Source organism: Protaetiibacter intestinalis (genome assembly GCF_003627075.1).
In the GTDB taxonomy this organism is placed as follows: domain Bacteria; phylum Actinomycetota; class Actinomycetes; order Actinomycetales; family Microbacteriaceae; genus Homoserinibacter; species Homoserinibacter intestinalis.
In genome coordinates, this window is record NZ_CP032630.1 from 118341 (window position 1) to 138997 (window position 20657).

Genomic DNA, 20657 nt, shown 5'->3' on the forward strand with positions numbered 1-20657 from the left:
GCGTAGCTACCCCTTGACCGCGCCCCCCAGCCCCGCGCCCCGCAGGAACACCCGCTGGAAGACCAGGAACAGCACGACGGGGATGATCGTCGAGATCGCGAGCGCCGCGAGCGTCACGTCGAGCTCGGTCTGCGACTGGATGTTCGGCAACCGCACACCGAGCGGCTGCACCGCCGCATCCGGCAGCACGAGCTTCGGCCACAGGTAGTCCTTGAGCGAGGCGATGATGATGAACACCGAGACGACCCCCACGATGGGCCGCGACATCGGCAGCACGATCGACCAGAACATCCGGAACGGCCCCGCCCCGTCGGTGCGCGCCGCCTCGAACACCTCGAACGGCAGGCTGTCGAAGAAGCGCTTCACGACGAGGATGTTGAAGGCGTTCGCCGCCGTCGGCAGCCACACCCCCAGGTAGCTGTTGAGCAGGCTCGGCCCGAACGCGGGACGCGCGACCGTGATGAACAGCGGCACGAGCAGCACGACCGAGGGCACGAAGAGCGTCGCGAGCACCGCCGCCTGCAGCACGCGCGCGTAGGCGGGCCGGAGGATCGACAGCACGTAGGCGCCCGTCGTGGCGATCACGAGCCCCACGACCCACTGGCCGGCGGCGAGCGCGATCGTGTTGAAGAAGTACCTGCCGACCTCCACCTCGACCCAGGCCTGCTGCAGGTTGCCCCAGTCGATGCCGCTCGGCCAGAGGGCGAGCGGCTGCTGGATGATGTCCTGCGTCGTCGACACGGCCGCCTTCGCGAGCCACAGCAGCGGCCCGAGGCCCACCACGACGAGCCCCACGAACAGGAAGACGTGCGAGGCGGCCTGCCCCGCGCGCACGGGGCCGCGGCGTCGGTCGTGCACCGAGAGCACGCCGCGCGGGGCGTCGGGCTCGGCGTTCTCGGATGCGCGTCGACGTCGCAGGGTCGGCAGCTTGAGCGTCGTGCTCATCAGTCGGTGCTCCACTTCTGGGTGGCCTTGAAGTACAGGAAGGATGCCGCGGCGAGGAACAGCGCGAGCATGACCGAGAGCGCGGTCGCCTCGCCGTACTTGCCGCCGAGGCTGTTCTCGAACGCGTAGCGGTAGATGAGCAGCAGCACGGTGACGGTCGCGTTGTTCGGCCCGCCGCCCGTGAACAGGTACGGCTCGAGGAACACCTGCGCGGTCGCGATGATCTGCAGGATGAGCATGACGAAGATCACGCCGCGCAGCTGCGGCAGCGTCACGTGCCAGATCTTGTGCCAGATGGTGGCGCCGTCCACCTCCGCGGCGTCGTAGAGCTCGGGCGGCACGGAGAGCAGCGCCGCGAGGTAGATGATGATCGAGCCGCCCGCGGCGGCCCAGGTGGCCTCCAGCACGAGCGAGGGCATCGCCTGCGTCGCATCCTGGATCCACGGTTGGGGTGGGATGCCGACCCAGCCGAGGATCGTGTTGAAGACGCCCGTGGGCGAGGCGGAGTAGAAGAACTTCCACAGCAGCACCGCGACCACCGGCGGCACGATGACGGGCAGGTAGGCGAGGGCCGAGTACAGGCCCTTCAGGCGCCGCACCTCGCTCATGAGCACCGCCATGAGGATCGGCAGCGGGAAGCCGAACACGAGGGCGAGCAGCGCGAAGTAGGCGGTGTTGAGCACGGCGCGCCCGAGCAGCGGGTCGGCGAGCACGTTCGCGAAGTTGTCGAGGCCGACGAAGCGGTAGGTGATGAGGTTCGTCTTCTGGAAGCTCATCCAGATCGACTGCAGGATCGGCCACCAGCTGTACACGGTGAACACGAGGATCATCGGCAGCGCGAACAGCAGGGTGACGAGCCCGCCGCGGCGCACCCAGCCGCGGATGCTGCGGTCGCGTCGGCGCGGGGTCACGGTCCGCGGACGCAGGCGCTGCTCCACGGCGCGCCGTTCGTCGATGACGGTCATGGGTCTTCCTTCGGGTCGGGTGCCGGGTGGTCGGGAGGCGTGCGCCTCCCGACCACCCGGCGGGACGGGTCAGCCGTCGATGAGGGCCTGGGCGTCCTTGTCGGCCTGGGCGAGGAGCGCGTCGATGTCGGCGTTCTCGTCCGTCAGCACGGCCTGGACGACCGGGTCGAGGAGGGCGTAGACCTCCTGGGTGTGGCTCTTCGGCTCGCCCACCGGGGTCTGCGCGAAGATGCCGTCGATGAAGCCCGTCATCTGGTCGCGCGGCACGTTGACGTACGGCTCGATCCAGGTGAGCGACTCCTCGTAGGTGGCCTGGTCGAGCACCGGCAGCACCGGGGTGCCGACGGCCTGGCCGGCATCCGACAGCGCCTTCGCGTCGGCGACCGCGGCATCCTCGTTCAGCAGCTTCTGCATGTAGTACCAGTCGACCCACTTGACGGCCGCGGCCTTCGTCGCGTCGTCGAGGGTCGGCGGGAGCACCGCGATGTCGCCGCCGCCGAGCACCTTGCCGCCGTCCTCCATCGGGATGGTGGTGAGGCCGTAGACGGACGGGTCGAGCGAGAAGTCGCGCACGAGGGCCGTGTAGAGGTCGGAGCCGGAGGTGTACATGCCGATGTTGCCGGCGGCGAACTCCTGGTTGATCGAACCCCAGTCGAGCAGGAAGTTGTCGCCCATCGAGTCGTCCTCCCAGCGCAGCTCGTGGAAGTACTCGAGGGTCGCCTTCACGCCGTCGTTCGCGATCGTGGAGGTCGCGCCGTCGTCCGACTGCAGGAAGCCGCCACGCGACGCCGACTGCGCGGTGAGCTGCCATCCGCCCGTGTTGTTCTGGGTCATGGTGGCGTAGCCCGCCTTGCCGGTGGCCTCGGAGATCTGCTTCGCGTACTCGCGCACCTCATCCCAGGTGGTGGGCGGCGAGTCGGGGTCGAGCCCCGCCTGCTCGAACAGCTCGCGGTTGTACTGCAGGCCGAGAGCGTAGGCCTGGCGCGGGAAGCCGAACAGGTGGCCGTCGGCGTCCTTCACGGCGTCGAGGATGATGGGGTTGAACTTGTCGGCGTAGCCGAGCTCGTCGATCTCCTCCGTGACGTCGGCGAGCTGGCCGTTCTCGAGCAGCGTCTTGGCATCCGTGAACGGCACCGTGAACACGTCCGGCAGGCTGCCGGCGGCGAGCTGGGCGGTGAAGGTCGGGCCCTCCCACTCGTACTCGACGCCGATGATGTCGATGTTCGGGTACTTCTTCTCGAACTGCGCCTCCTGGGTCGCGAACGCGTCGTACGCGGCCTGGTCGGCGCCGGGCGGGAAGGTGGCGACGCGCAGTTCGACCTTGCCGTCGGAGGATCCTCCGCTGCTGCAGGCGGCGAGCGACGCGACAGTCGCGAACGCCGCGGCGATCGCGATCACCTTGGTGGGTGACTTCATTGTCTTGCCTTTCATCGTTGGGTGATGGGGTGGGTTTCTCCGGGCTCGTGCTGTGGTCGTAGCCACGCCGTGGAGTTCGGGGGGAGGACGCCGTCGGCGACCTCCGTGGAGGCGAGGAGCACCTCGCGGTGGGGCGGCAGCGCGACGGGCGCGTCGAAGCTCGTGACGCTCACGAAGTCGTCGCCGCGGCGGAAGGCGAGCGCGTCCGGCCCGAGCTCCAGCCAGGCGAAGGCGCCGTCGCCGAGGCCGGGCTCGCCGCGGCGGATGCGCAGGGCCGCCCGGTAGAGGGAGAGCATGGACGCCGGGTCGTGCTCCTGCGCCTCCACCGTGTAGAGCGCCCAGCTGCGCGGCTGCGGCAGCCACGGGGTGCCGGTGGCGTGCGGCGAGCTGAAGCCGAACGGCGCCCGGGTGCCCGACCAGGGCAGCGGCACCCGGCATCCGTCGCGGCCCGGGTCGACGCCGCCGGAGCGGTGGTGCATCGGGTCCTGGATGAGCTCGCGCGGGATGTCCTCCGCCTCGGGCAGGCCGAGCTCGTCGCCCTGGTAGATGTACAGCGAGCCCGGCAGCGCCGCCGTGAGCAGCGCCGCGGCGCGGGCGCGGCGGGTGCCGAGCGCGAGGTCGCTCGGGATGCCGAAGCGCTTGGCGAGGAACGCGAAGGAGCTGTCGGCGCGGCCGTAGCGGGTGACGGGGCGGGTGACGTCGTGGTTGGAGAGCACCCAGGTGGAGGGGGCGCCGACGGGCGCGTGCGCGTCGAGGGTGAGGTCGATCGAGCTGCGCAGCTCGGCGGCATCCCACGGGCGGGCGAGGAAGTCGAAGTTGAACGCCGTGTGCATCTCGTCGGGGCGCAGGTACTTCACGAAGCGGTCGAGTTCGGGCAGCCAGATCTCGCCGACGAGCACGCGCGTGCCGGGGTAGGAGTCGGCGAGCGCGCGCCATCCGCGGTAGACCTCGTGCAGTTCGTCGCGGTCCTGGGTGGGGTGCTCGCCGGGGCCGGGGTGGTCAGGCACCTCGCCGAGCTCCGGGTCCTTGATGAGCAGGGCGGCGGAGTCGATGCGCACGCCCGCGACGCCGCGGTCGAACCAGAACCGCAGGATGTCCTCGTGCTCGCGCCGCACGTCCGGGTGGTTCCAGTTGAGGTCGGGCTGGGCGGCGTCGAAGAGGTGCAGGTACCACTGGCCGGGCGTGCCGTCGGGGTTCGTGGTGCGGGTCCAGGTGTCGCCCGCGAACGGCGAGACCCAGCGCGTGGGGAGCTCCTCGGCATCCACGAACCAGAAGCGCTCGCGCTCGGGGCTGCCGGGGCCGGCGGCGAGCGCCGCCTGGAACCACGGGTGCCGGTCGGAGACGTGGTTGGGGACGACGTCGACGATGGTGCGGATGCCGAGGGCGAGCGCCTCGCGGATGAGCAGCTCGGCCTCGGCGAGGGTGCCGAAGTCGGGGTGGATGGCGCGGTAGTCGCTCACGTCGTAGCCGCCGTCGGCGAGCGGGCTCGCGTACCACGGGGTGAACCAGATCGCGTCGACGCCCAGCTCGCGCAGGTAGCCGAGCCGGCTGCGCACGCCCGCGAGGTCGCCCGTGCCGTCGCCGTTGCCGTCCGCGAAGCTGCGCGGATAGACCTGGTAGATGACGGCGGAGCGCCACCACTCGGGGTCGTCGTCGGGCGGCGCGGGCAGCGGGGTGACCGTGCCGGGCAGGACGTCTGCGTCCACGCGGGTTCCTTCGGAGCTCGTTCGCGACGCCCCAGTCGGCGCCGACGAGCCGAATGTATGAAACCCGACAGAATGACGCAAGAACTAAACAACGCGCAAGAAACTCGCCCATCCTTGCGCCCCCTGCCGTTTTCGCAACTCAGGAAGAACGCGCCCCGACGCCCCTACGGAGGGCCGCATCCGCCATCCGTCCTGAGTTGCGAACCCGCGGGGTTTCGCAACTCAGGAAGAACAACGAAAGTGGGCGGCGGATGGGCGTACCGCGCCGCATCTCCTGAGTTGCGAAGTCGGCTGGACCGGATGCGGGCACGCGCCCTCGCGAGACGGCGTCAGCGCGGCGCCGGGCCCGTCGAGCCCCGCACCACCAGCTCCGGCTCGAACAGGTACTCCTCGGTGCCCGGCGCCCCGCCCTGCAGCTGCGCGACGAGCAGCTCGATGACGAGCCGCCCCATCGGCTCGATGGGCTGCCGCACGGTCGTGAGCGGCGGGTCGATCGCGTTCATGAGCGCCGAGTCGTCGAAGCCGACCACCGACACGTCGGCGGGCACCCGGCGTCCGGCACGACGCACGGCGCGGATGGCGCCGAGGGCGAGCGGGTCGGATGCGCACAGCAGCCCGGTCGCGCCGGCCTGGATGAGGCGTGCCGCCGCCGCCTGGCCGGCCTCGAGCGTGTAGTGCGAGTGGGCGACGAGGGCGGGGTCGAGCGCGCCGCCGTCGGCCGCCGCGAGGCGTTCTGCCGCCTCGAGCTTGCGCTGCGAGGGCACGTGGTCGGCGGGCCCGAGCACGAGTCCGATGCGCTCGTGGCCGAGCTGGCGCAGGTGGTTCCAGCCGAGCTCGACGGCGACGTGGTCGTCGGTCGACACGGTGGGGAAGGCGAGTTCGGCGACCCGCGCGTTGACGAGCACGGTGGGGATGCCGAGCTCGGCGAGGCGCGCGTAGTGCTCGTGCGGCGCATCCGCCTGGGTGTACTGGCCGCCCACGAAGACGACGCCGGAGACGCGCTGCTCGAGCAGCAGCTCGATGTAGTCGGCCTCGCTGATGCCGCCCGCGGTCTGCGTGCAGAGCACGGGCGTGTAGCCCTGCTGCACGAGCCCGCCGCCGACGAGCTCGCCGAAGGCGGGGAAGATCGGGTTGGTGAGCTCGGGCAGGAAGAGCCCCACGAGGCGCGCCCGTTCGCCGCGCAGCTTGCTGGGGCGCTCGTAGCCGAGCACGTCGAGGGCGGCGAGCACGGCCTGCCGCGTCGACTCCCCCACGCCGGGCTTGCCGTTGAGCACGCGGCTCACGGTGGCTTCGCTGACCCCGACCTTCTTGGCGACCTCGGCAAGACGACTCGACATGTTCGAAACTCTACGCAATCCGCGCAATTCTTTGCAGCCCCGCCCCCGATCCGCCCTTCCCGGACCCGGCCGACGCCCCGCATCCGCCCCAGACCGCGACCAGATCGTTACCTTCCGCCGCCGAACAGCATGAGAAATGCAGGAGATTCCACGGATGCGGCCCGGATTCTCGGGGAGCCGCCGCGGCTCAGCTCGGGTTCTCCTGCATTTTCGACACCGACGTGCGGATGCCGATGAACGAGACGACGCCGCCGAGGGCGAGGAGGGCTGCGATCACCCACAGCGAGCGGTGCAGTCCCGCGAGGTCGAGCGCGCCGCCCGTGATGACGCCGAGCATCGCCACCGCGAGCAGGCCCGCGATCCGCGCGACCGCGTTGTTGACGGCGGATGCGATGCCCGAGCGGGCCGGCTCGATCGCACCGAGGATGGCCGCGGTGAGCGGCGACACCGTGAGGGTGAGGCCCACACCGAACAGCAGGATGCCCGGCAGCAGCTGGCTCACGTAGTCGAAGGGGTCGCCGATGCGCAGCATGAGCAGCGACGCCGCCGCCATGACGAGCGGCCCCGCGGTCATGAAGACGCGCGGCCCCCAGCGGCCCGCGAGCGAGCCCGCCCAGCCGGAGCCGACCGCCATGAGGATCGAGATGGGCAGGCTCGCGAGCCCCGCGAGGGTCGCCGGCAGCCCGGCGCCCTGCTGCAGGTACACCGAGATCACGAAGGAGTTGAGCCCGAGCGCGCCGTAGACGAAGAAGGTCGCGAGGTTGCCCCAGCCGAAGTCGCGGATGCGGAACAGCCCGAGCGGCATCATGGGGCGCGCGCTCCGGTGCTGGTGCACGAGGAAGCCCGCGAAGGCGGCCACGCCGCCGAGCCCCGCGGCGAGCACCGAGGCGTTCCAGCCGAGCCGGGGCTGCTCGATGAGGGCGTAGACGATGCCCCCGAGCCCCACCGCGCACAGCACCGCGCCGAGCACGTCGATGCGCACGCCGGGCGCGTGCACGTCGCGGCGTCCGAGCAGCGCGAGCAGCCAGAACACGAGCCCGATCGGCACGACGTTGACGACGAACGCCCAGCGCCACGACAGCAGGTCGACGAACAGGCCGCCGACGAGCGGGCCGGCGAGCAGCGACGCCGAGGTGAGCGCCGTCCAGGTGCCGATCGCCTTCGCCTGGGCGGCGCCCGAGAAGGTCGAGGTGATGAGGGCGAGCGAGCTCGGCACGAGCAGCGCCCCGCCCACCCCCTGCAGCCCGCGGGCGAGGATGAGCACGAGCGGGTCGGGGGCGAGCGCGATGACGAGCGAGGCGACCCCGAAGATCACGAGTCCCGCCCGCAGCACGCGGATGCGGCCGTAGACGTCGCTCACGGCCCCCGCCACGAGGATGAGCGAGCCGAGCGTCAGCAGGTAGGCGTCGACGATCCACTGCTGCGCCGCGAGCCCGCCGCCGAGTTCGCGCTCGATCGCGGGGAGGGCGACGTTGACGATCGTCGAGTCGAGGAAGGAGGCGACCGTGGCGAGCACCGCGATCGTCAGCACGAGACGCTGCTCGCGGGTCATCCGAGCTCCCGCTCGACCTCGGCGACCACGAGCCGGGGCAGCTCCGGTCGCAGCAGGATGCGGAAGTGCCCGATCACCGGCAGGGTCACGTTGCGCGCGCCTTCGAGCGTGGAGCCGTCGGGGATGTGCGGGTCCCACCGCGGGGCGATCGACACGATCCGCGCGTTGACGGTCTGCTCGGTGACGAGCCGCGAGATCACCGGGCTGTCGGGGCGGAACTCGCGCATGGCGCGCGGGATCGCGTAGTACGCCATCCGGGATCCGCCGAACGGTGTCGCGATCGCGACGACGCGGTCGACCCGGTGCTCGACGTCGTCGTGGGCGAGCACGTGCTTGCCGATGAGCCCGCCCTTCGAGTGGGCGACGATGGCGAGGTCCGTGAGGTCGAGTTCGCGGATGCGTCGCCACACGATCTCGGCGGACGCGGGGATGGGGCGGTGGTTGAGCCCGAGCCGCGGAACGGTGATGACCGGATGCCCGGCGTCGTGGAGCGCGTCGGCGACGGCCCGCAGGTAGTGCCAGGTCTCGTACACGCCGGGGACGATCAGCACGGGGCGCCCGTCGCCGCGTGCGTAGCGCGCGGGCACCGGCCAGTCTCGGGCGGCGCGCACCCGGAAGCGCATCGCGTTCGGGAAGTCGCCCACGATCGCCGCGGCGTGCCGACCGAGCGAGGGCCGCTGCTCGTCCATGCCACCTCCCGCCTCGAGGCTACGCTCGCCCGAGCCCCCGTCGCTGATCGGTCGGTTTCTGGCCCCAAACCGACGGTTTGGGGCCAGAAACCGACCGATCAGGGGGTGCGCGACGGCCGCGCGTCAGTCGAGCAGCTCACGCACGCGCGGGATGACGACCCCGCCGTAGAGCTCGATCGCGTGCATGAGGTGCTCGTGCGGCACCGTTCCGGAGGCGTACTTGAAGTCGAAGCGCTGGATGCCGAGGGTGCGCACCGTCTCGGCGATCCGCTGGGCGACCGTCTCGGGCGCGCCCACGTACTGCGAGCCGTGCGCCACCTCGAGCTCGAAGGAGTCGCGCGTGGCGGGCGGCCAGCCGCGCTCCTTCCCGATGCGGTTCGCCATCACCTCGTAGTGGGGCCAAGCGATGTCGCGCGCCTCCTCGTCGGTGTCGGCGAGGAAGCCGGGCGAGTGCACGGCGACGGGCAGCTCGTCGCGGCCGAGCTGGGCGAGCGCCCGGTGGTAGAGGTCGACGTAGGGCGCGAAACGCGCGGGGTCGCCGCCGATGATGGCGAGCGCGAGGGGGAAGCCGTAGCGCGCGGCGCGCACGACCGACTCCGGCGATCCGCCCACCCCGACCCAGGTGCGGATGGGGCCGCCCTCGGTCTTCGGGTACACGTCGACGTTCTCCAGCGGCGCGCGGATGGTGCCCTGCCACGTGACGGGCTGCTCGGTGAGCAGCGCCGCGAGCAGGTCGATCTTCTCCTCGAAGAGCACCTCGTAGTCGTGCAGGTCGTAGCCGAACAGCGGGAACGACTCGGTGAAGGAGCCGCGCCCGATGGTGATTTCGGCGCGTCCGTTCGAGACGGCGTGCAGCGTGGAGAAGCGCTCGAACACGCGCACCGGGTCGTCGGAGGACAGCACGGTCACCGCGGTGCCGAGGGTGATGCGCTCGGTGCGGGCGGCGATCGCGGCGAGCAGGATCTCGGGCGAGCTGACCGAGAAGTCGTCGCGGTGGTGCTCGCCGATGCCGAAGGCGTCGACGCCGAGCGAGTCGGCGAGCACCCCCTGCTCGACGGTGTTCCGGATCACCTGCGCGGCGGGCAGGCGGGTGCCGTCGAGGTCGACGCTCACGTCGCCGAAGGTGTCGAGTCCGAACTGCAGTGGGGTCATGATTCATGCAACCGCATGGATCCGGCGCCCATTCCCCCGCTAGACCGCGTGCGGGTACCGCACCGCGGGTGTGGGCACGTCGCCCGTCGTCTGCCGCAGCTCGCTGCGCAGCTGCTGCGAGGCGAGCTTCAGCTCGAGCTCGTCGGTGACGAGCGCGGCGAGGTCGACGAGCGACTCCAACTGCCCCTCGCTGATGGTGCGCGGCGTGAAGTCGGCCACCGAGATGACGCCCACGTTGTAGCCCTCGGGCGACTTGATCGGCACCCCCGCGTAGAACCGCATCGCGAACCCGCCCGTCACGAGCCCGTGTTCGGAGGAGCGCGGGTCGAGCACGCAGTTCTCGACCACCCACGGCTGCTCGTCGGCGATGACGCCCGAGCACAGCCCGTCGTCGCGCGCGAGCCCCTGGATGTCGGTGCCGGGGTGCGCGAGGAAGCGGATGTCGTCGTGGTCGATCATGCTCACGATCGCGACCGGCGCATCCGCGACCCGTCGCGCGAGGTTCGCGACCCGCTCGAACACCTCGTCGCCGGGGCGGGCGTAGGGCTCGTAGCGGCGCATGGCGTTCATGCGGGCGGTCTCGTCGATGGGGATGGGCGCGGGGCGGTTCCGCCGCCGGCCCGACTCCTCGATGATGATCTGCCGCAGCGCGAGCAGGATGTCGTGGGTCGGCGGACGCTGGGCGGGGTCGCGCTGCAGCATCGCCGTGAGGAGGCTGCGCCACGAGGTGCTCAGCTCGGCGGGCAGGATCGGGTCGGTCTTGAGCCGCGACACCGCGGAGGCGGAGGGGTCGCCCGGGTACTCGATGTGCCGCGTGAAGCACTCGAGCAGCACGAGCCCGAGCGCGTAGACGTCGGAGGCGGGCCCGACGAGGTCGCGCAGCACCTGCTCGGGGCTGAGGTACGCGGCCGTGCCGGTCGTGTTGGTCTCCTCGGGGCCGAGCGCGGCGGCCGCGTCGAAGGCGATGCCGAAGTCGGTGAGCCGGGCACGCGAGCGGGTGTCGCTCGTGCCGTACTCGACGAGCATGACGTTGGAGGGCTTGAGGTCGCGGTGCACGACGCCGCGCGCGTGCACGTAGTCGAGCGCCTCGGCGAGGTCGTAGCCGATCTCGGCGATCGCGCGGGACGACAGCACCCCCGCCTTGATGGCCTCCTCGAGGTTGGGGCCCGTGACGAGCTCCATGATGAGGTACGGGTGCGGCTCGGCGGGCACCGAGTCGTCGATGCCGGCGTCGAGCAGGGTGACGATGCCGTGGTGGCTGAGGGCGGCGAGCATCCGCAGCTCGGCGGCGAAGACGGGGGTCGACTCGGCGCCGACGGGCACCGCTCCGAAGAGCTTGATGGCGACGTCGCGGCCGAGCTGCTCGTCGCGCGCGCGATAGACGGTCGCCATGCCTCCACGACCGATGACGCTGCCGGGGCGATAGCGCCCCTTGAGCAGTGTCTGCGAATACGAATCGGACGGACGATCCATGTTCCACCCCTTTAACTGAGGATGTTACCGGTTCACCGGGTGTTTTCGTACTCCTTTGTCTACCCCCGGATGCGCGCGTACGCACCTTCTATGCGTGTGCATGCATCTTCAGAGTCCGGCGCGCAGCTCCGCGAACAGTTCGGCCGCGCCGTCGAGGCGCGCGAGCGGTGCCGCCTGGCCCGCCCAGAGCGACAGCAGCTCGCCCTGGTCACGGCGGGCGGCCTCCGCGCGGAAGGCGCCGGTGGCCCAGTTCTGGGCGGGGAACGGCGCGATCGGGGCGCCCTCGAGCTCGCGCATCGCGCGGTTCGGGATGCCGCGGGCGAGTCGACCGCTGAGCGCCCGGGTGAGGGCGGTGCCGTCGTCGGCGACCGCGCGGATGGCGTCGCGGTGGGCGGAGGTCGCCGCCGATTCGCGGGTGGCGAGGAAGGCCGTGCCGACGAGCACGCCGTGCGCCCCGAGCGCGCGGGCGGCGGCCACACCGCGCCGGTCGGCGATGCCGCCGGCCGCGATGACGGGCACGTCGACGGCGTCGACCACCTGGGGCACGAGCGCCAGGGTGCCGACGAGCGAGTCCTCGGCCGCGCGCAGGAACGAGACGCGGTGGCCGCCGGCCTCGGCGCCGCTCGCGACGATCGCGTCGACTCCCCCGGCCGCGAGCGCCCGCGCCTCGGCGACGGTCGTGGCGGTGCCGAGCACCCGGATGCCGCGTTCGTGCGCGGCCGCCACGGCATCCGCGGGCGGCACGCCGTAGACGAAGCTCACGACCGCGGGGCGGGCGTCGAGCACCGCCTCGAACTGCTCGGCGAAACCCGGCAGGAAAGCGTCGGGAGCCACGGGCGGCTGTATGCCGAGTTCGGCATAGAAGGGCGCGAGGCGCGTCGTGAGGGCCGCGATGTCGATCCGGTCGGGCGTCACCTCGTCCCCCGTCGGCAGCCACAGGTTGAGCCCGATGGGCGCATCGGTCGCGGCCCGCAGGGCGTCGGCGGTCTGCCGGATGCGCTCTGCCGGGTAGCCGTAGAGCCCGTACTGGCCGAGGCCTCCCTGCTCGCTCACCGCGGCCGTCAGCTCGACGTTCGAGAGGCCGCCGAAGGCGCCGAGCACGATCGGGTGCCGGATGCCGAGCAGGGCCTCGAGCGCGGCCGTCACCGCGCGGCCTCGGGCAGCTCGGCGCCGCAGCGCGGGCACGTCGCGGCGGGCGCCGGCGTCTCGTCGAGACCGCCGCACTCGGGGCACACGCGGCCCAGCCAGCAGGCCGCGTCGCCCACCGGCTCCGGGATGCGGATGAACCCGTCGCTCACGGATCCGAGGCTACCCCGCGACCACCCCCGCACGAGGTGGTTGACACCGGGAGCGCTCCCGGGATACCGTCTCGACTCAATACCGGGAGCGCTCCCGGCGCTCGCTTCGGGAGCGCTCCCGGTATCCCCTTCACCGACACAAAGGAGTGACCATGAGGACGACCCTGCGCGCACGCACCGCGCTCGGCATCGCCACCATCACGGGCGTCGCGCTCATCGCGAGCGGCTGCGCATCCGGCGACGACAACGGAGGCGGTGAAGGCGGCGACGTGACGCTCACCATCGCGACCTTCAACGACTTCGGCTACACCGACGAGCTCCTCCAGGAGTACATGGACGAGAACCCGGGCGTCACGATCGTGCACAACCGTGCCGCCACCAGCAACGACGCCCGCAGCAACTTCTTCCAGAAGCTGGGCGCCGGATCCGGACTCGCCGACGTCGAGGCCATCGAGGTCGACTGGCTGCCCGAGCTCATGCAGTACTCGGACAAGCTCTACGACCTGAGCGACGCATCCGTCGAGGGCCGCTGGCTCGACTGGAAGGCCGCCGCCGCGACCGACGCCGACGGCCGCCTCGTCGGCTACGGCACCGACATCGGCCCGATGGGCGTCTGCTACCGCTCCGACCTGTTCGCGGAGGCCGGCCTGCCGACCGACCGCGCCGAGGTCGCGAAGCTGCTCGAAGGCGACTGGGACACTTACTTCTCGGTCGGCCACGACTACGTCGCGAAGACCGGCAAGGCCTGGTTCGACTCGGCCGGCGCCACCTACCAGGGCATGAGCAACCAGTTCACCAACTTCTACGAGAAGAACGACGGCACCGTCATCGCGACCGAGAATCCGGATGTGGAGAACACCTTCCGCACGGTGCTCGAGGAGTCGGCCGACCTCTCGGCGAAGCTCGGCCAGTGGTCGGACGACTGGTTCGGCGCCCTCTCCTCGGGCGACTACGCGACCATGCTCTGCCCCGGCTGGATGCTCGGCGTCATCTCCGGCAACGCGGCCGACACCACCGGCTGGGACATCGCGGACGTCTTCCCCGGCGGCGGCGGCAACTGGGGCGGCTCGTACCTGACCGTCCCCGCCCAGGGCAAGAACACCGAGGCGGCCAAGAAGTTCGCCGCGTGGCTGACCGCGCCCGAGCAGCAGATCAAGGCGTTCCAGAACGCCGGCACCTTCCCCAGCCAGCTGGAGGCGTACACGGATGAGGCCCTCACCGGCGCCGTCAACGAGTACTTCAACAACGCCCCCGTCGGCGAGATCCTGATCAACCGCGCCAACGCGGTGAACCCGGAGCCGCCGTTCAAGGGACCGAAGTACTTCCAGATCAACGACGCCGCACAGCAGGCGCTCACCCGGGTCGAGACGGGCCAGCAGTCGATCGACGACTCGTGGGCCCAGTTCGTCAGCGAGGTGAACGCGCTCGGCTGAGCCGTCACCCCTGCGGGGGCGGGCTCATGGATGGGACGCCCGCCCCCGCACCACCCGAGAACGCGCACCACCGAACCACCCGACGAACCGACCCTGCACCCGAGGATCCACGATGACCACACTCACCGGCCGGCAACGCCTCGCCAACGTCAGCTATCGCGCGACGCCCTACGTCTACATCTCGCCGTTCTTCATCCTCTTCGCGGTGGTGGGCCTGTTCCCGCTCGTCTACACCGCCTGGGTGTCGCTGCACGAGTGGAGCCTCATCGGCGGCGACGGCGGCTGGGTCGGCCTCGACAACTACGCCGCGGTGCTCGGCGACCGCAAGTTCTGGATCGCGCTGCGCAACTCGCTGTCGATCTTCCTGCTCTCCTCGGTGCCGCAGCTGATCTTCGCGCTGCTCATCGCATCCGCCCTCGACACCAACCTGCGGGGCAAGACCTTCTGGCGGATGGGCGTACTGCTGCCCTACGTCGTGGCCCCGGTCGCAGTGGCGCTCATCTTCGGCCAGCTGTTCGCCGACCAGTTCGGCGCCATCAACAACCTGCTGTCGGTGTTCGGGATCGGCCCGGTCGGCTGGCACGTCGACCCGCTCGCGAGCCACGTGGCGATCGCGACGATGGTCAACTTCCGCTGGACCGGCTACAACTCGCTCGTGCTGCTCGCCGCGATGCAGGCGATCCCGCGCGACTACTACGAGGCGGCCGTCATCGACGGCGCGGGGCGCATCCGGCAGTTCCTGTCGGTGACGATCCCCGGCATCCGCCCCACCCTCATCTTCGTGATCATCACCTCGACGATCGGCGGACTGCAGATATTCGACGAGCCGCGCCTCTACGACCAGTTCGGCCTGGGCGGCGCCGACTCGCAGTGGCTGACGCTCACCCTCTACCTCTACAACCTCGGCTGGGACCGCTTCGACTTCGGCAAGGCCTCGGCGGTCGCGTGGCTGCTGTTCCTCGTGATCGCGATCTTCGGCCTCATCAACCTGCTGGCGTCTCGCCGCATCTCGACGGAAGGGACCAAGTGATGTCCGCCGCCACCTACAGCTCGGCGCAGCTGGCCCGCAACAAGCGGCGTCGGATGCGGAACCTCGCGCTCGCGCAGCGCCGGCCCGGCTGGCTCGGCTACGCGTTCCTCGGCCTCGTGCTGCTGCTCAGCATCCTGCCGCTGTACTGGTCGTTCCTGGTCGCCTCGGGCGACGCCCAGTCGGCGCGCGACCCCAACCTGTCGTGGTTCCCGGGCGGGCACTTCATCGAGAACGCGATCAACGCGATCTCGAACCCGGCCGTCAACTTCTGGAAGGCGCTCGGCAACTCGATCCTCGTCTCGGTGACCGTGTCGGCATCCGTCGTGTTCTTCTCGACGCTCGCCGGCTACGCCTTCGCGAAGCTCAAGTTCCGCGGCCGCGGGCCGCTGCTCGTCTTCATCATCGCGACGATGGCGGTGCCCACCCAGCTCGGCGTCGTGCCGCTGTACCTGCTCATGGCGCAGTACGGCTGGATCGACACCATGCAGGCGATCATCGTGCCGGCGCTCGTGAACGCCTTCGGGGTGTTCTGGATGACGCAGTACATCGCCCAGGCGCTGCCCGACGAGATCATCGAGGCGGCGCGCGTGGACGGCGCGAGCTCGTTCCGCTCGTTCCGCTCGATCGTGCTGCCGATCGCGCGGCCCGCCGCGACGATGCTCGCCCTCTTCACCTTCGTGGCCAGCTGGACCAACTTCTTCTGGCCGTTCATCGTGCTCACGCCGCAGAACCCGACGCTGCCGGTGGCGCTGTCGCTGCTGCAGGCCAACTACTTCGTCGACTACTCGGTCGTGCTCGCGGGCACGCTGCTCGCGACGGTGCCGCTGCTGGTGCTGTTCGTGGTGGCGGGCAAGCAGCTCGTGTCGGGCATCATGCAGGGAGCCATCAAGTGACACTGCCGGACGGGTTCGTCTTCGGCGCGGCGACGGCCGCGTTCCAGATCGAGGGGGCCGCCTGGATGGACGGCCGTCGCGACTCCATCTGGGATGCGTTCTGCCGCGTGCCGGGTGCCGTGGTCGACGGCGACGACGGCTCGGTCGCGTGCGACCACTACCACCGGTACCCGGAGGATGTGGCGCTCATGGCCTCGCTCGGGCTCGACGCCTACCGTTTCTCGATCTCGTGGGCGCGGGTGGTGCCGGATGACGCGGCCGTGAACCCGGCCGGGCTCGCCTTCTACGACCGGCTCGTCGACACGCTGCTCGAGGCCGGCATCCGCCCCTGGCCGACCCTGTACCACTGGGACCTGCCGCAGGCGCGGGAGGAGCTCGGCGGCTGGCCGGCGCGCGAGACCGCGGAGCGGTTCGTGGAGTACGCGCTCGCCGTGCACGGCGCGCTCGGCGACCGGCTCGGCACCTGGACGACGTTCAACGAACCGTGGTGCTCGTCGTTCCTCTCCTACACCGCGGGCGCGCACGCGCCGGGGCGGCGTTCGGCCCCCGACGGCGTGGCTGCGGGGCACCACCTGCTGCTCGCGCACGGGATGGCCGCCGCCGCGCTGAAGTCGGCCGGCGCCTCCGAGGTGGGCATCACGCTCAACCTCGCCCCCGTGCGGGCGCTGCGACCCGACGACGCCGGCGACCGGGATGCGGCGCGCCGGATCGACGGACAGTTCAACCGCTTCTTCCTCGACCCGCTGTTCCGCGGGCACTACGCCGACGACCTGCGCGCCGACCTCGCGCCGTACGGCATCGACGATGTGGTGCGGGAGGGCGACCTCGCGGCGATCCGCGACTCGCTCGACTTCCTCGGGGTGAACTACTACCACGGCGAGACCGTGTCGGTGCTGCCGCCGGAGACCCGGCTGCGGCAGGACGCGCCCACCTCGCGGGAGACCGGATCGCCGTTCCCGGCATCCGACGGCATCCACTGGCATCCGACGGGCGCGCCGGTGACCGCGATGGGCTGGGAGGTGGAGCCGCACGGGCTCACCGAGCTGCTGGAGCGGGTGTCGCGCGACTACACCGGCCCCGCCGGCATCCCGGTGTACGTGACCGAGAACGGCGCCGCGTTCGACGACGTCGTCGCGGAGGACGGCTCGGTGCCGGATGCGGACCGCGTCGCGTTCCTGCAGGCGCACCTGGATGCGGTGTCGGAGGCGCGGTGGCGAGGGGTGGACGTGCGCGGCTACTTCTACTGGTCGCTGCTCGACAACTTCGAGTGGGCGTGGGGGTACGAGAAGCGGTTCGGGCTCGTCCGGGTCGACTACGACACGCAGCAGCGCACCCTCAAGGACTCGGCCCTCGCCTATCGTGACGCGATCGCCGCGGCGCGCGCCGGCATCTGAGCCGCGTCGCTACGCTGAACCGGTGGCCAGACCGACGACTCCCCCACGTCGTCCCACCCTCGAGATGGTGGCTGCCGAGGCGGGGGTGACACGCTCGACGGTGTCGCGCGCCCTCAACGCGGAGCGCGACGTGTCGGCCGCGACGATCGCGCATGTGCGCGAGGTGGCGGCGCGGATGGGGTACGTGCCGAACCGGGCGGCGAAGTCGCTCGCCTCCGCCCGTTCGATGGCGATCGCACTCGTCATCCCAGAGCCCGGGGTGCTCGCCCTCGCCGACCCGCACCTCGTCGCGGTGATGGCGGGGGTGTCGCGGCGCATCGAGGACTCCGACTACCTGCTGAACCTCATGGTCGCGGGCGACTCCGAGAACGCGAAGATCATGCGCTACCTGACGAGCGGTGTCGTCGACGGAGTGCTCGTGGCGTCGCAGCACTCGCGCCACGACGCGCTGCTGCACCTGCACGACCTCGTGCCGGTCGTGTTCTCGGGTCGCCCCACCGAGGTGACGGACCCGCCGAACTACTTCATCGACGTCGACAACGCGCGGGCGGCATCCGTCGCGGCGAACCACCTGCTGTCGCTCGGGCGGCGGCGCATCGCGACCATCACCGGGCCGGAGGACATGGCGGCGGCGGGCGACCGCACCGACGGTTGGCGTGCCGCGCTGGTCGCCGCGGGACTGCCCGCGGACCTCGTGGGCGTCGGCGACTGGACCGCGCTCGGCGGAGCCGCGGCCATGCGCGCGCTGCTGGAGGCGCATCCGGACATCGACGGCGTCTTCGCGGCCAACGACGTGATGGCGGCAGCCGCCGTCTCGGTGCTGCTGGATGCGGGGCGTTCGGTGCCGTCGGATGTGGCGGTGGTCGGCTTCGACGACTCCTCCGCGGCCTTGTCGGCGCGCGTGCCGTTGACGACGATGAGCCAGCCGTCGGAGCACACGGGCGAGCAGATGGCCGACCTCCTCCTCCGCATCCTCGCCGGCGAGGACGTGCCCATCTCGACGGTCGTCGAGTCGCATCTCGTGCGCCGCGCGTCGGCGTAGCGCCCGCCCTGCGTTCCGCTCGTCGGTCGGGTTCTCCGCGATACTCGAGTCATGGCGGTCATCGGTTCGGTGCGCATCGTGCAGACCCACGACGCTCTGGGGCGCGTCGCGCCGGCCGAGTTCCTGCAGCCGCTCGCCGACACCGTCTCGCTCGAGGTCTCGGTGGCCGAGTTCCTCGCGCCGCTCGACCCGCGCCCGACGGACCGCCCGGGTGTCTACACCTACCGTGACCCGCAGCGGGGTTCGGGGTGGCTCGAGCTGGTGGGGTTCTCCCCCGGCGCGCTCGAGCGGGCGGCGGATGCGCTGCTCATGGAGCGGGTCGAGGCGGAGGTGGGCGAGATGACCCCGTTCCGCAATGAGGACATGCACCTGCCGCGCGGTGGTTTCGGCTCTCGCAACCCGTGGCTGATGCTCGTCTTCGGGGCGGTCGTGGCCGGGGTCGGCGTGTGGACGATCGTCGTGGGCCTCACGCGGGTGGAGCTGCCGTTCACGATCGTCGTGCCGGTGCTGGGTGTGCTGTTGATCGCCGCCGCGACGTGGCTGTTCCTCCACGGCGCCCGACGTGTGCGCTGGTGGCACGCCGCCCGCGCCACGGCGCGCCGTCTCGAGGGGCGCCTTCCCGACCGTCTGCAGTCCTGAGGCTGCCGGAGCCGGGGTCGGGGTCGAGGTCGAGGTCGAGGTCGGGGTCTGCTGCCGGGGTCGCGGCGCAGTGCGGCGTCAGCGCGCGTCGCTGCGGGCCGTGGCGGCTGCGGTGAGTCGACGGTGGGCGGCGGATTTCGTGGCGAGCGGGATCGGTGTCTGCGTGCGGTCGATGCCAGGTGGCGGGATGAGCCGGTAGTTCGTGCCGTGCTCGTGTTCGATCTCCCACCCGGCGGCGTGGACGAGCAGGTGATGGTGTCGGCAGAGGAGGATTCCGTCGTCGATGTTGGTGTCGCCTCGGTCGCGCACGTAGTGCTTGATGTGGTGCGCCTCGGTCCACGAGGGCGGCCGTTCGCAGCCGGGGAACATGCATCCGCCGTCTCGGATGGCGAGCATGGTCTTCTGCTTGGTGGTGAAGAGTCGCACGGTGCGGCCGAGGTCGAGCGGTCGGCCGCGCTGATCGAAGACGGCCTCCTGGGTGCCAGCGGTGCACACGGCGCGCTCGGCCGTGGCGACGGAGACGGGCGCGGTCTGTCCGTCGAGGTGGGCGACGCCGCGACCGTCGGTGAGGTTCTGCCGGGTGATGAGCACACGCACCGCGGGTGCGGCGTGTCCGGGGAGCAGCATGGGGTCGGCGGAGGCGCCCGCCCGCAGGAGCGCGAGCATCGCATCCGAGGCGAGCTGTTCGGCGGTGCGGGGGTCGTTCACGATGGCGGCCGCGCGGGAGGCTGCGTCGGCGTCGACGAAGCGGGGCCCGCCGAGTTTGGGCGAGACGGTGCGGTCGTACATGTCGGTGACGATCGCCGCCGTCTCCGGGTCCATCACCCAGGTGGCGCGCGTCATGCCGTCGGGCTGGCGGTACACCCGGAACGATCGCGCCTCGTAGCGACGGCGTTCGCGGGTGGCGACGCCTGCCTCGTCGAGTTCGTCGCGGAGTTCGCGGGCGCGTTTGAGCAGTCGGTCGACGTCGAGGGCGCGCGCCTCGTCGAGCAGCAGTTCGACCGCGCCGCGGAGCGCCTCGGCGGTGATGCGGTCGGCGTCGCGTGAGGCGTCTCCCGTGAGCGGGTCGGGCTCGCCGAGGCCGCGGCGGATCGCGTCGACCTTCTCGACCGAGATCGAGCCGTCGCGCAGCGCGGCGACGGCGGGCACCATCCACGGCTGGGCGGGGGCGGGCGGAGTCTGCTCGAGCACTTCACCGGTGGCAGGGTCGGCGGCCGGTGCGGGTGCGTTCTCGGCGTCGGCGGTCTGCACCATGAGGGTGCCCACGGCGACCGCCCGCTTCGCCTCCCCCATCGTGGAGCCGGTCGTGACGCGGATCAGCTCTTCGGGGGTGCGGTGCCCGAGCGACTGCGCCATGCCCGTGAAGCCGAGCTCGTGGCGGGAACGGCGGGCGACCTCCCCCGCGATGAGCGCCTGCTGCGCACCGATGTGACGGGCCTGCGCGGCGTGGATCTCGGCGAGTTCGAGCAGTTCGGCATCCGAGACGGAGCGGTACAGCTCGGCACCGCCGGGCGCGCTGGTGAGGTAGGCGAGGGCCACCACCTGCTCCTCCACCGCCGAGATCGGGGGGAGTTCATCCCCAGCCGGCACATACTCCCCCTCCCACGGTTCGGGGACCCCGGCATCCTGGGTGTCGACGTCATCGAACCGCAACCCCGGGAGGTCGATCAGATGTTCGATGGTAAACATGCGG

18 protein-coding genes are annotated in these 20657 nt (G+C 71.3%); 6 read left to right on the forward strand and 12 right to left on the reverse strand.

What is annotated here, in order from left to right; genetic code table 11:
* Window positions 1-6: 6 nt before the first annotated feature.
* The 11 genes from D7I47_RS00605 to D7I47_RS14655 form a co-directional block, all read right to left on the reverse strand.
* Window positions 7-945, reverse strand: coding sequence for a carbohydrate ABC transporter permease (locus D7I47_RS00605; protein WP_120761248.1), 939 nt, complete (start codon window positions 943-945; stop codon window positions 7-9).
* Entirely contained in the window at window positions 945-1910 is a 966-nt protein-coding gene (locus tag D7I47_RS00610) for a carbohydrate ABC transporter permease (protein ID WP_193726444.1), read from the reverse strand. Before D7I47_RS00610 ends, D7I47_RS00605 begins: the two co-directional genes overlap by 1 nt.
* Window positions 1911-1979: 69 nt before the next feature.
* Entirely contained in the window at window positions 1980-3326 is a 1347-nt protein-coding gene (locus tag D7I47_RS00615) for an ABC transporter substrate-binding protein (RefSeq protein WP_120761249.1), read from the reverse strand.
* Window positions 3327-3337: 11 nt separating this feature from the next.
* Window positions 3338-5032, reverse strand: a complete 1695-nt coding sequence (locus D7I47_RS00620; RefSeq protein WP_120761250.1) for a glycoside hydrolase family 13 protein — start codon at window positions 5030-5032, stop codon at window positions 3338-3340.
* Between the two features lie 329 nt (window positions 5033-5361).
* Window positions 5362-6369 carry a LacI family DNA-binding transcriptional regulator gene (locus D7I47_RS00625; RefSeq protein ID WP_120761251.1) on the reverse strand — a complete coding sequence of 336 codons (1008 nt, stop codon included), beginning with the start codon at window positions 6367-6369 and terminating at the stop codon, window positions 5362-5364.
* Between the two features lie 187 nt (window positions 6370-6556).
* Window positions 6557-7921, reverse strand: coding sequence for an MFS transporter (locus D7I47_RS00630; RefSeq protein WP_120761252.1), 1365 nt, complete (start codon window positions 7919-7921; stop codon window positions 6557-6559).
* Entirely contained in the window at window positions 7918-8610 is a 693-nt protein-coding gene (locus D7I47_RS00635; protein WP_120761253.1) for an esterase/lipase family protein, read from the reverse strand. The genes D7I47_RS00630 and D7I47_RS00635 overlap by 4 nt, the downstream gene beginning before the upstream one ends.
* A gap of 123 nt (window positions 8611-8733) precedes the next feature.
* Window positions 8734-9762, reverse strand: coding sequence for an LLM class flavin-dependent oxidoreductase (locus tag D7I47_RS00640; protein WP_120761254.1), 1029 nt, complete (start codon window positions 9760-9762; stop codon window positions 8734-8736).
* Between the two features lie 39 nt (window positions 9763-9801).
* Window positions 9802-11235 (reverse strand): GAF domain-containing serine/threonine-protein kinase, encoded by a 1434-nt coding sequence (locus D7I47_RS00645; RefSeq protein ID WP_120761255.1) that lies wholly within the window; start codon window positions 11233-11235, stop codon window positions 9802-9804.
* A 108-nt stretch (window positions 11236-11343) separates the two neighbouring features.
* Window positions 11344-12381, reverse strand: a complete 1038-nt coding sequence (locus D7I47_RS00650) for an NAD(P)H-dependent flavin oxidoreductase (protein ID WP_120761256.1) — start codon at window positions 12379-12381, stop codon at window positions 11344-11346.
* Window positions 12378-12533 (reverse strand): hypothetical protein, encoded by a 156-nt coding sequence (locus D7I47_RS14655; protein ID WP_157981544.1) that lies wholly within the window; start codon window positions 12531-12533, stop codon window positions 12378-12380. Before D7I47_RS14655 ends, D7I47_RS00650 begins: the two co-directional genes overlap by 4 nt.
* A gap of 152 nt (window positions 12534-12685) precedes the next feature.
* Here D7I47_RS14655 and D7I47_RS00655 point away from each other — a divergent pair, with 152 nt between their 5' ends.
* From D7I47_RS00655 to D7I47_RS00680, 6 genes are all read left to right on the forward strand, one after another.
* Window positions 12686-13966 carry an ABC transporter substrate-binding protein gene (locus D7I47_RS00655; protein WP_120761257.1) on the forward strand — a complete coding sequence of 427 codons (1281 nt, stop codon included), beginning with the start codon at window positions 12686-12688 and terminating at the stop codon, window positions 13964-13966.
* 112 nt (window positions 13967-14078) lie between these two features.
* On the forward strand, window positions 14079-14996 hold the full coding sequence (locus D7I47_RS00660) for a carbohydrate ABC transporter permease (RefSeq protein WP_120761258.1): 918 nt from the start codon (window positions 14079-14081) through the stop codon (window positions 14994-14996).
* Between the two features lie 53 nt (window positions 14997-15049).
* Complete coding sequence (locus D7I47_RS00665) at window positions 15050-15889, forward strand: carbohydrate ABC transporter permease (protein ID WP_227001006.1); 840 nt, start codon at window positions 15050-15052, stop codon at window positions 15887-15889.
* The gene (locus tag D7I47_RS00670; RefSeq protein WP_120761260.1) at window positions 15886-17283 is read left to right on the forward strand and encodes a GH1 family beta-glucosidase; all 1398 of its coding nucleotides are present in this window, start codon (window positions 15886-15888) and stop codon (window positions 17281-17283) included. The genes D7I47_RS00665 and D7I47_RS00670 overlap by 4 nt, the downstream gene beginning before the upstream one ends.
* Window positions 17284-17305: 22 nt before the next feature.
* Window positions 17306-18325: a LacI family DNA-binding transcriptional regulator gene (locus D7I47_RS00675; protein WP_227000741.1), complete on the forward strand. Its 1020-nt coding sequence runs from the start codon at window positions 17306-17308 to the stop codon at window positions 18323-18325.
* A 51-nt stretch (window positions 18326-18376) separates the two neighbouring features.
* Window positions 18377-18964, forward strand: a complete 588-nt coding sequence (locus tag D7I47_RS00680; RefSeq protein WP_120761262.1) for a hypothetical protein — start codon at window positions 18377-18379, stop codon at window positions 18962-18964.
* 78 nt (window positions 18965-19042) lie between these two features.
* On the opposite strand, the gene D7I47_RS00685 is transcribed toward D7I47_RS00680, so the two are convergent.
* On the reverse strand, window positions 19043-20653 hold the full coding sequence (locus D7I47_RS00685) for an HNH endonuclease signature motif containing protein (RefSeq protein ID WP_120761263.1): 1611 nt from the start codon (window positions 20651-20653) through the stop codon (window positions 19043-19045).
* Window positions 20654-20657: the final 4 nt, after the last annotated feature.

Coding starts and splice junctions, on each gene's coding strand:
- D7I47_RS00605 (WP_120761248.1), bottom strand. CDS start 945: ATGAGCACGACGCTCAAGCTGCCGACCCTGCGACGTCGACGCGCATCC.
- D7I47_RS00610 (WP_193726444.1), bottom strand. CDS start 1,910: ATGACCGTCATCGACGAACGGCGCGCCGTGGAGCAGCGCCTGCGTCCG.
- D7I47_RS00615 (WP_120761249.1), bottom strand. CDS start 3,326: ATGAAGTCACCCACCAAGGTGATCGCGATCGCCGCGGCGTTCGCGACT.
- D7I47_RS00625 (WP_120761251.1), bottom strand. CDS start 6,369: ATGTCGAGTCGTCTTGCCGAGGTCGCCAAGAAGGTCGGGGTCAGCGAA.
- D7I47_RS00630 (WP_120761252.1), bottom strand. CDS start 7,921: ATGACCCGCGAGCAGCGTCTCGTGCTGACGATCGCGGTGCTCGCCACG.
- D7I47_RS00635 (WP_120761253.1), bottom strand. CDS start 8,610: ATGGACGAGCAGCGGCCCTCGCTCGGTCGGCACGCCGCGGCGATCGTG.
- D7I47_RS00640 (WP_120761254.1), bottom strand. CDS start 9,762: ATGACCCCACTGCAGTTCGGACTCGACACCTTCGGCGACGTGAGCGTC.
- D7I47_RS00645 (WP_120761255.1), bottom strand. CDS start 11,235: ATGGATCGTCCGTCCGATTCGTATTCGCAGACACTGCTCAAGGGGCGC.
- D7I47_RS00655 (WP_120761257.1), top strand. CDS start 12,686: ATGAGGACGACCCTGCGCGCACGCACCGCGCTCGGCATCGCCACCATC.
- D7I47_RS00660 (WP_120761258.1), top strand. CDS start 14,079: ATGACCACACTCACCGGCCGGCAACGCCTCGCCAACGTCAGCTATCGC.
- D7I47_RS00665 (WP_227001006.1), top strand. CDS start 15,050: ATGCGGAACCTCGCGCTCGCGCAGCGCCGGCCCGGCTGGCTCGGCTAC.
- D7I47_RS00680 (WP_120761262.1), top strand. CDS start 18,377: ATGGCGGTCATCGGTTCGGTGCGCATCGTGCAGACCCACGACGCTCTG.
- D7I47_RS00685 (WP_120761263.1), bottom strand. CDS start 20,653: ATGTTTACCATCGAACATCTGATCGACCTCCCGGGGTTGCGGTTCGAT.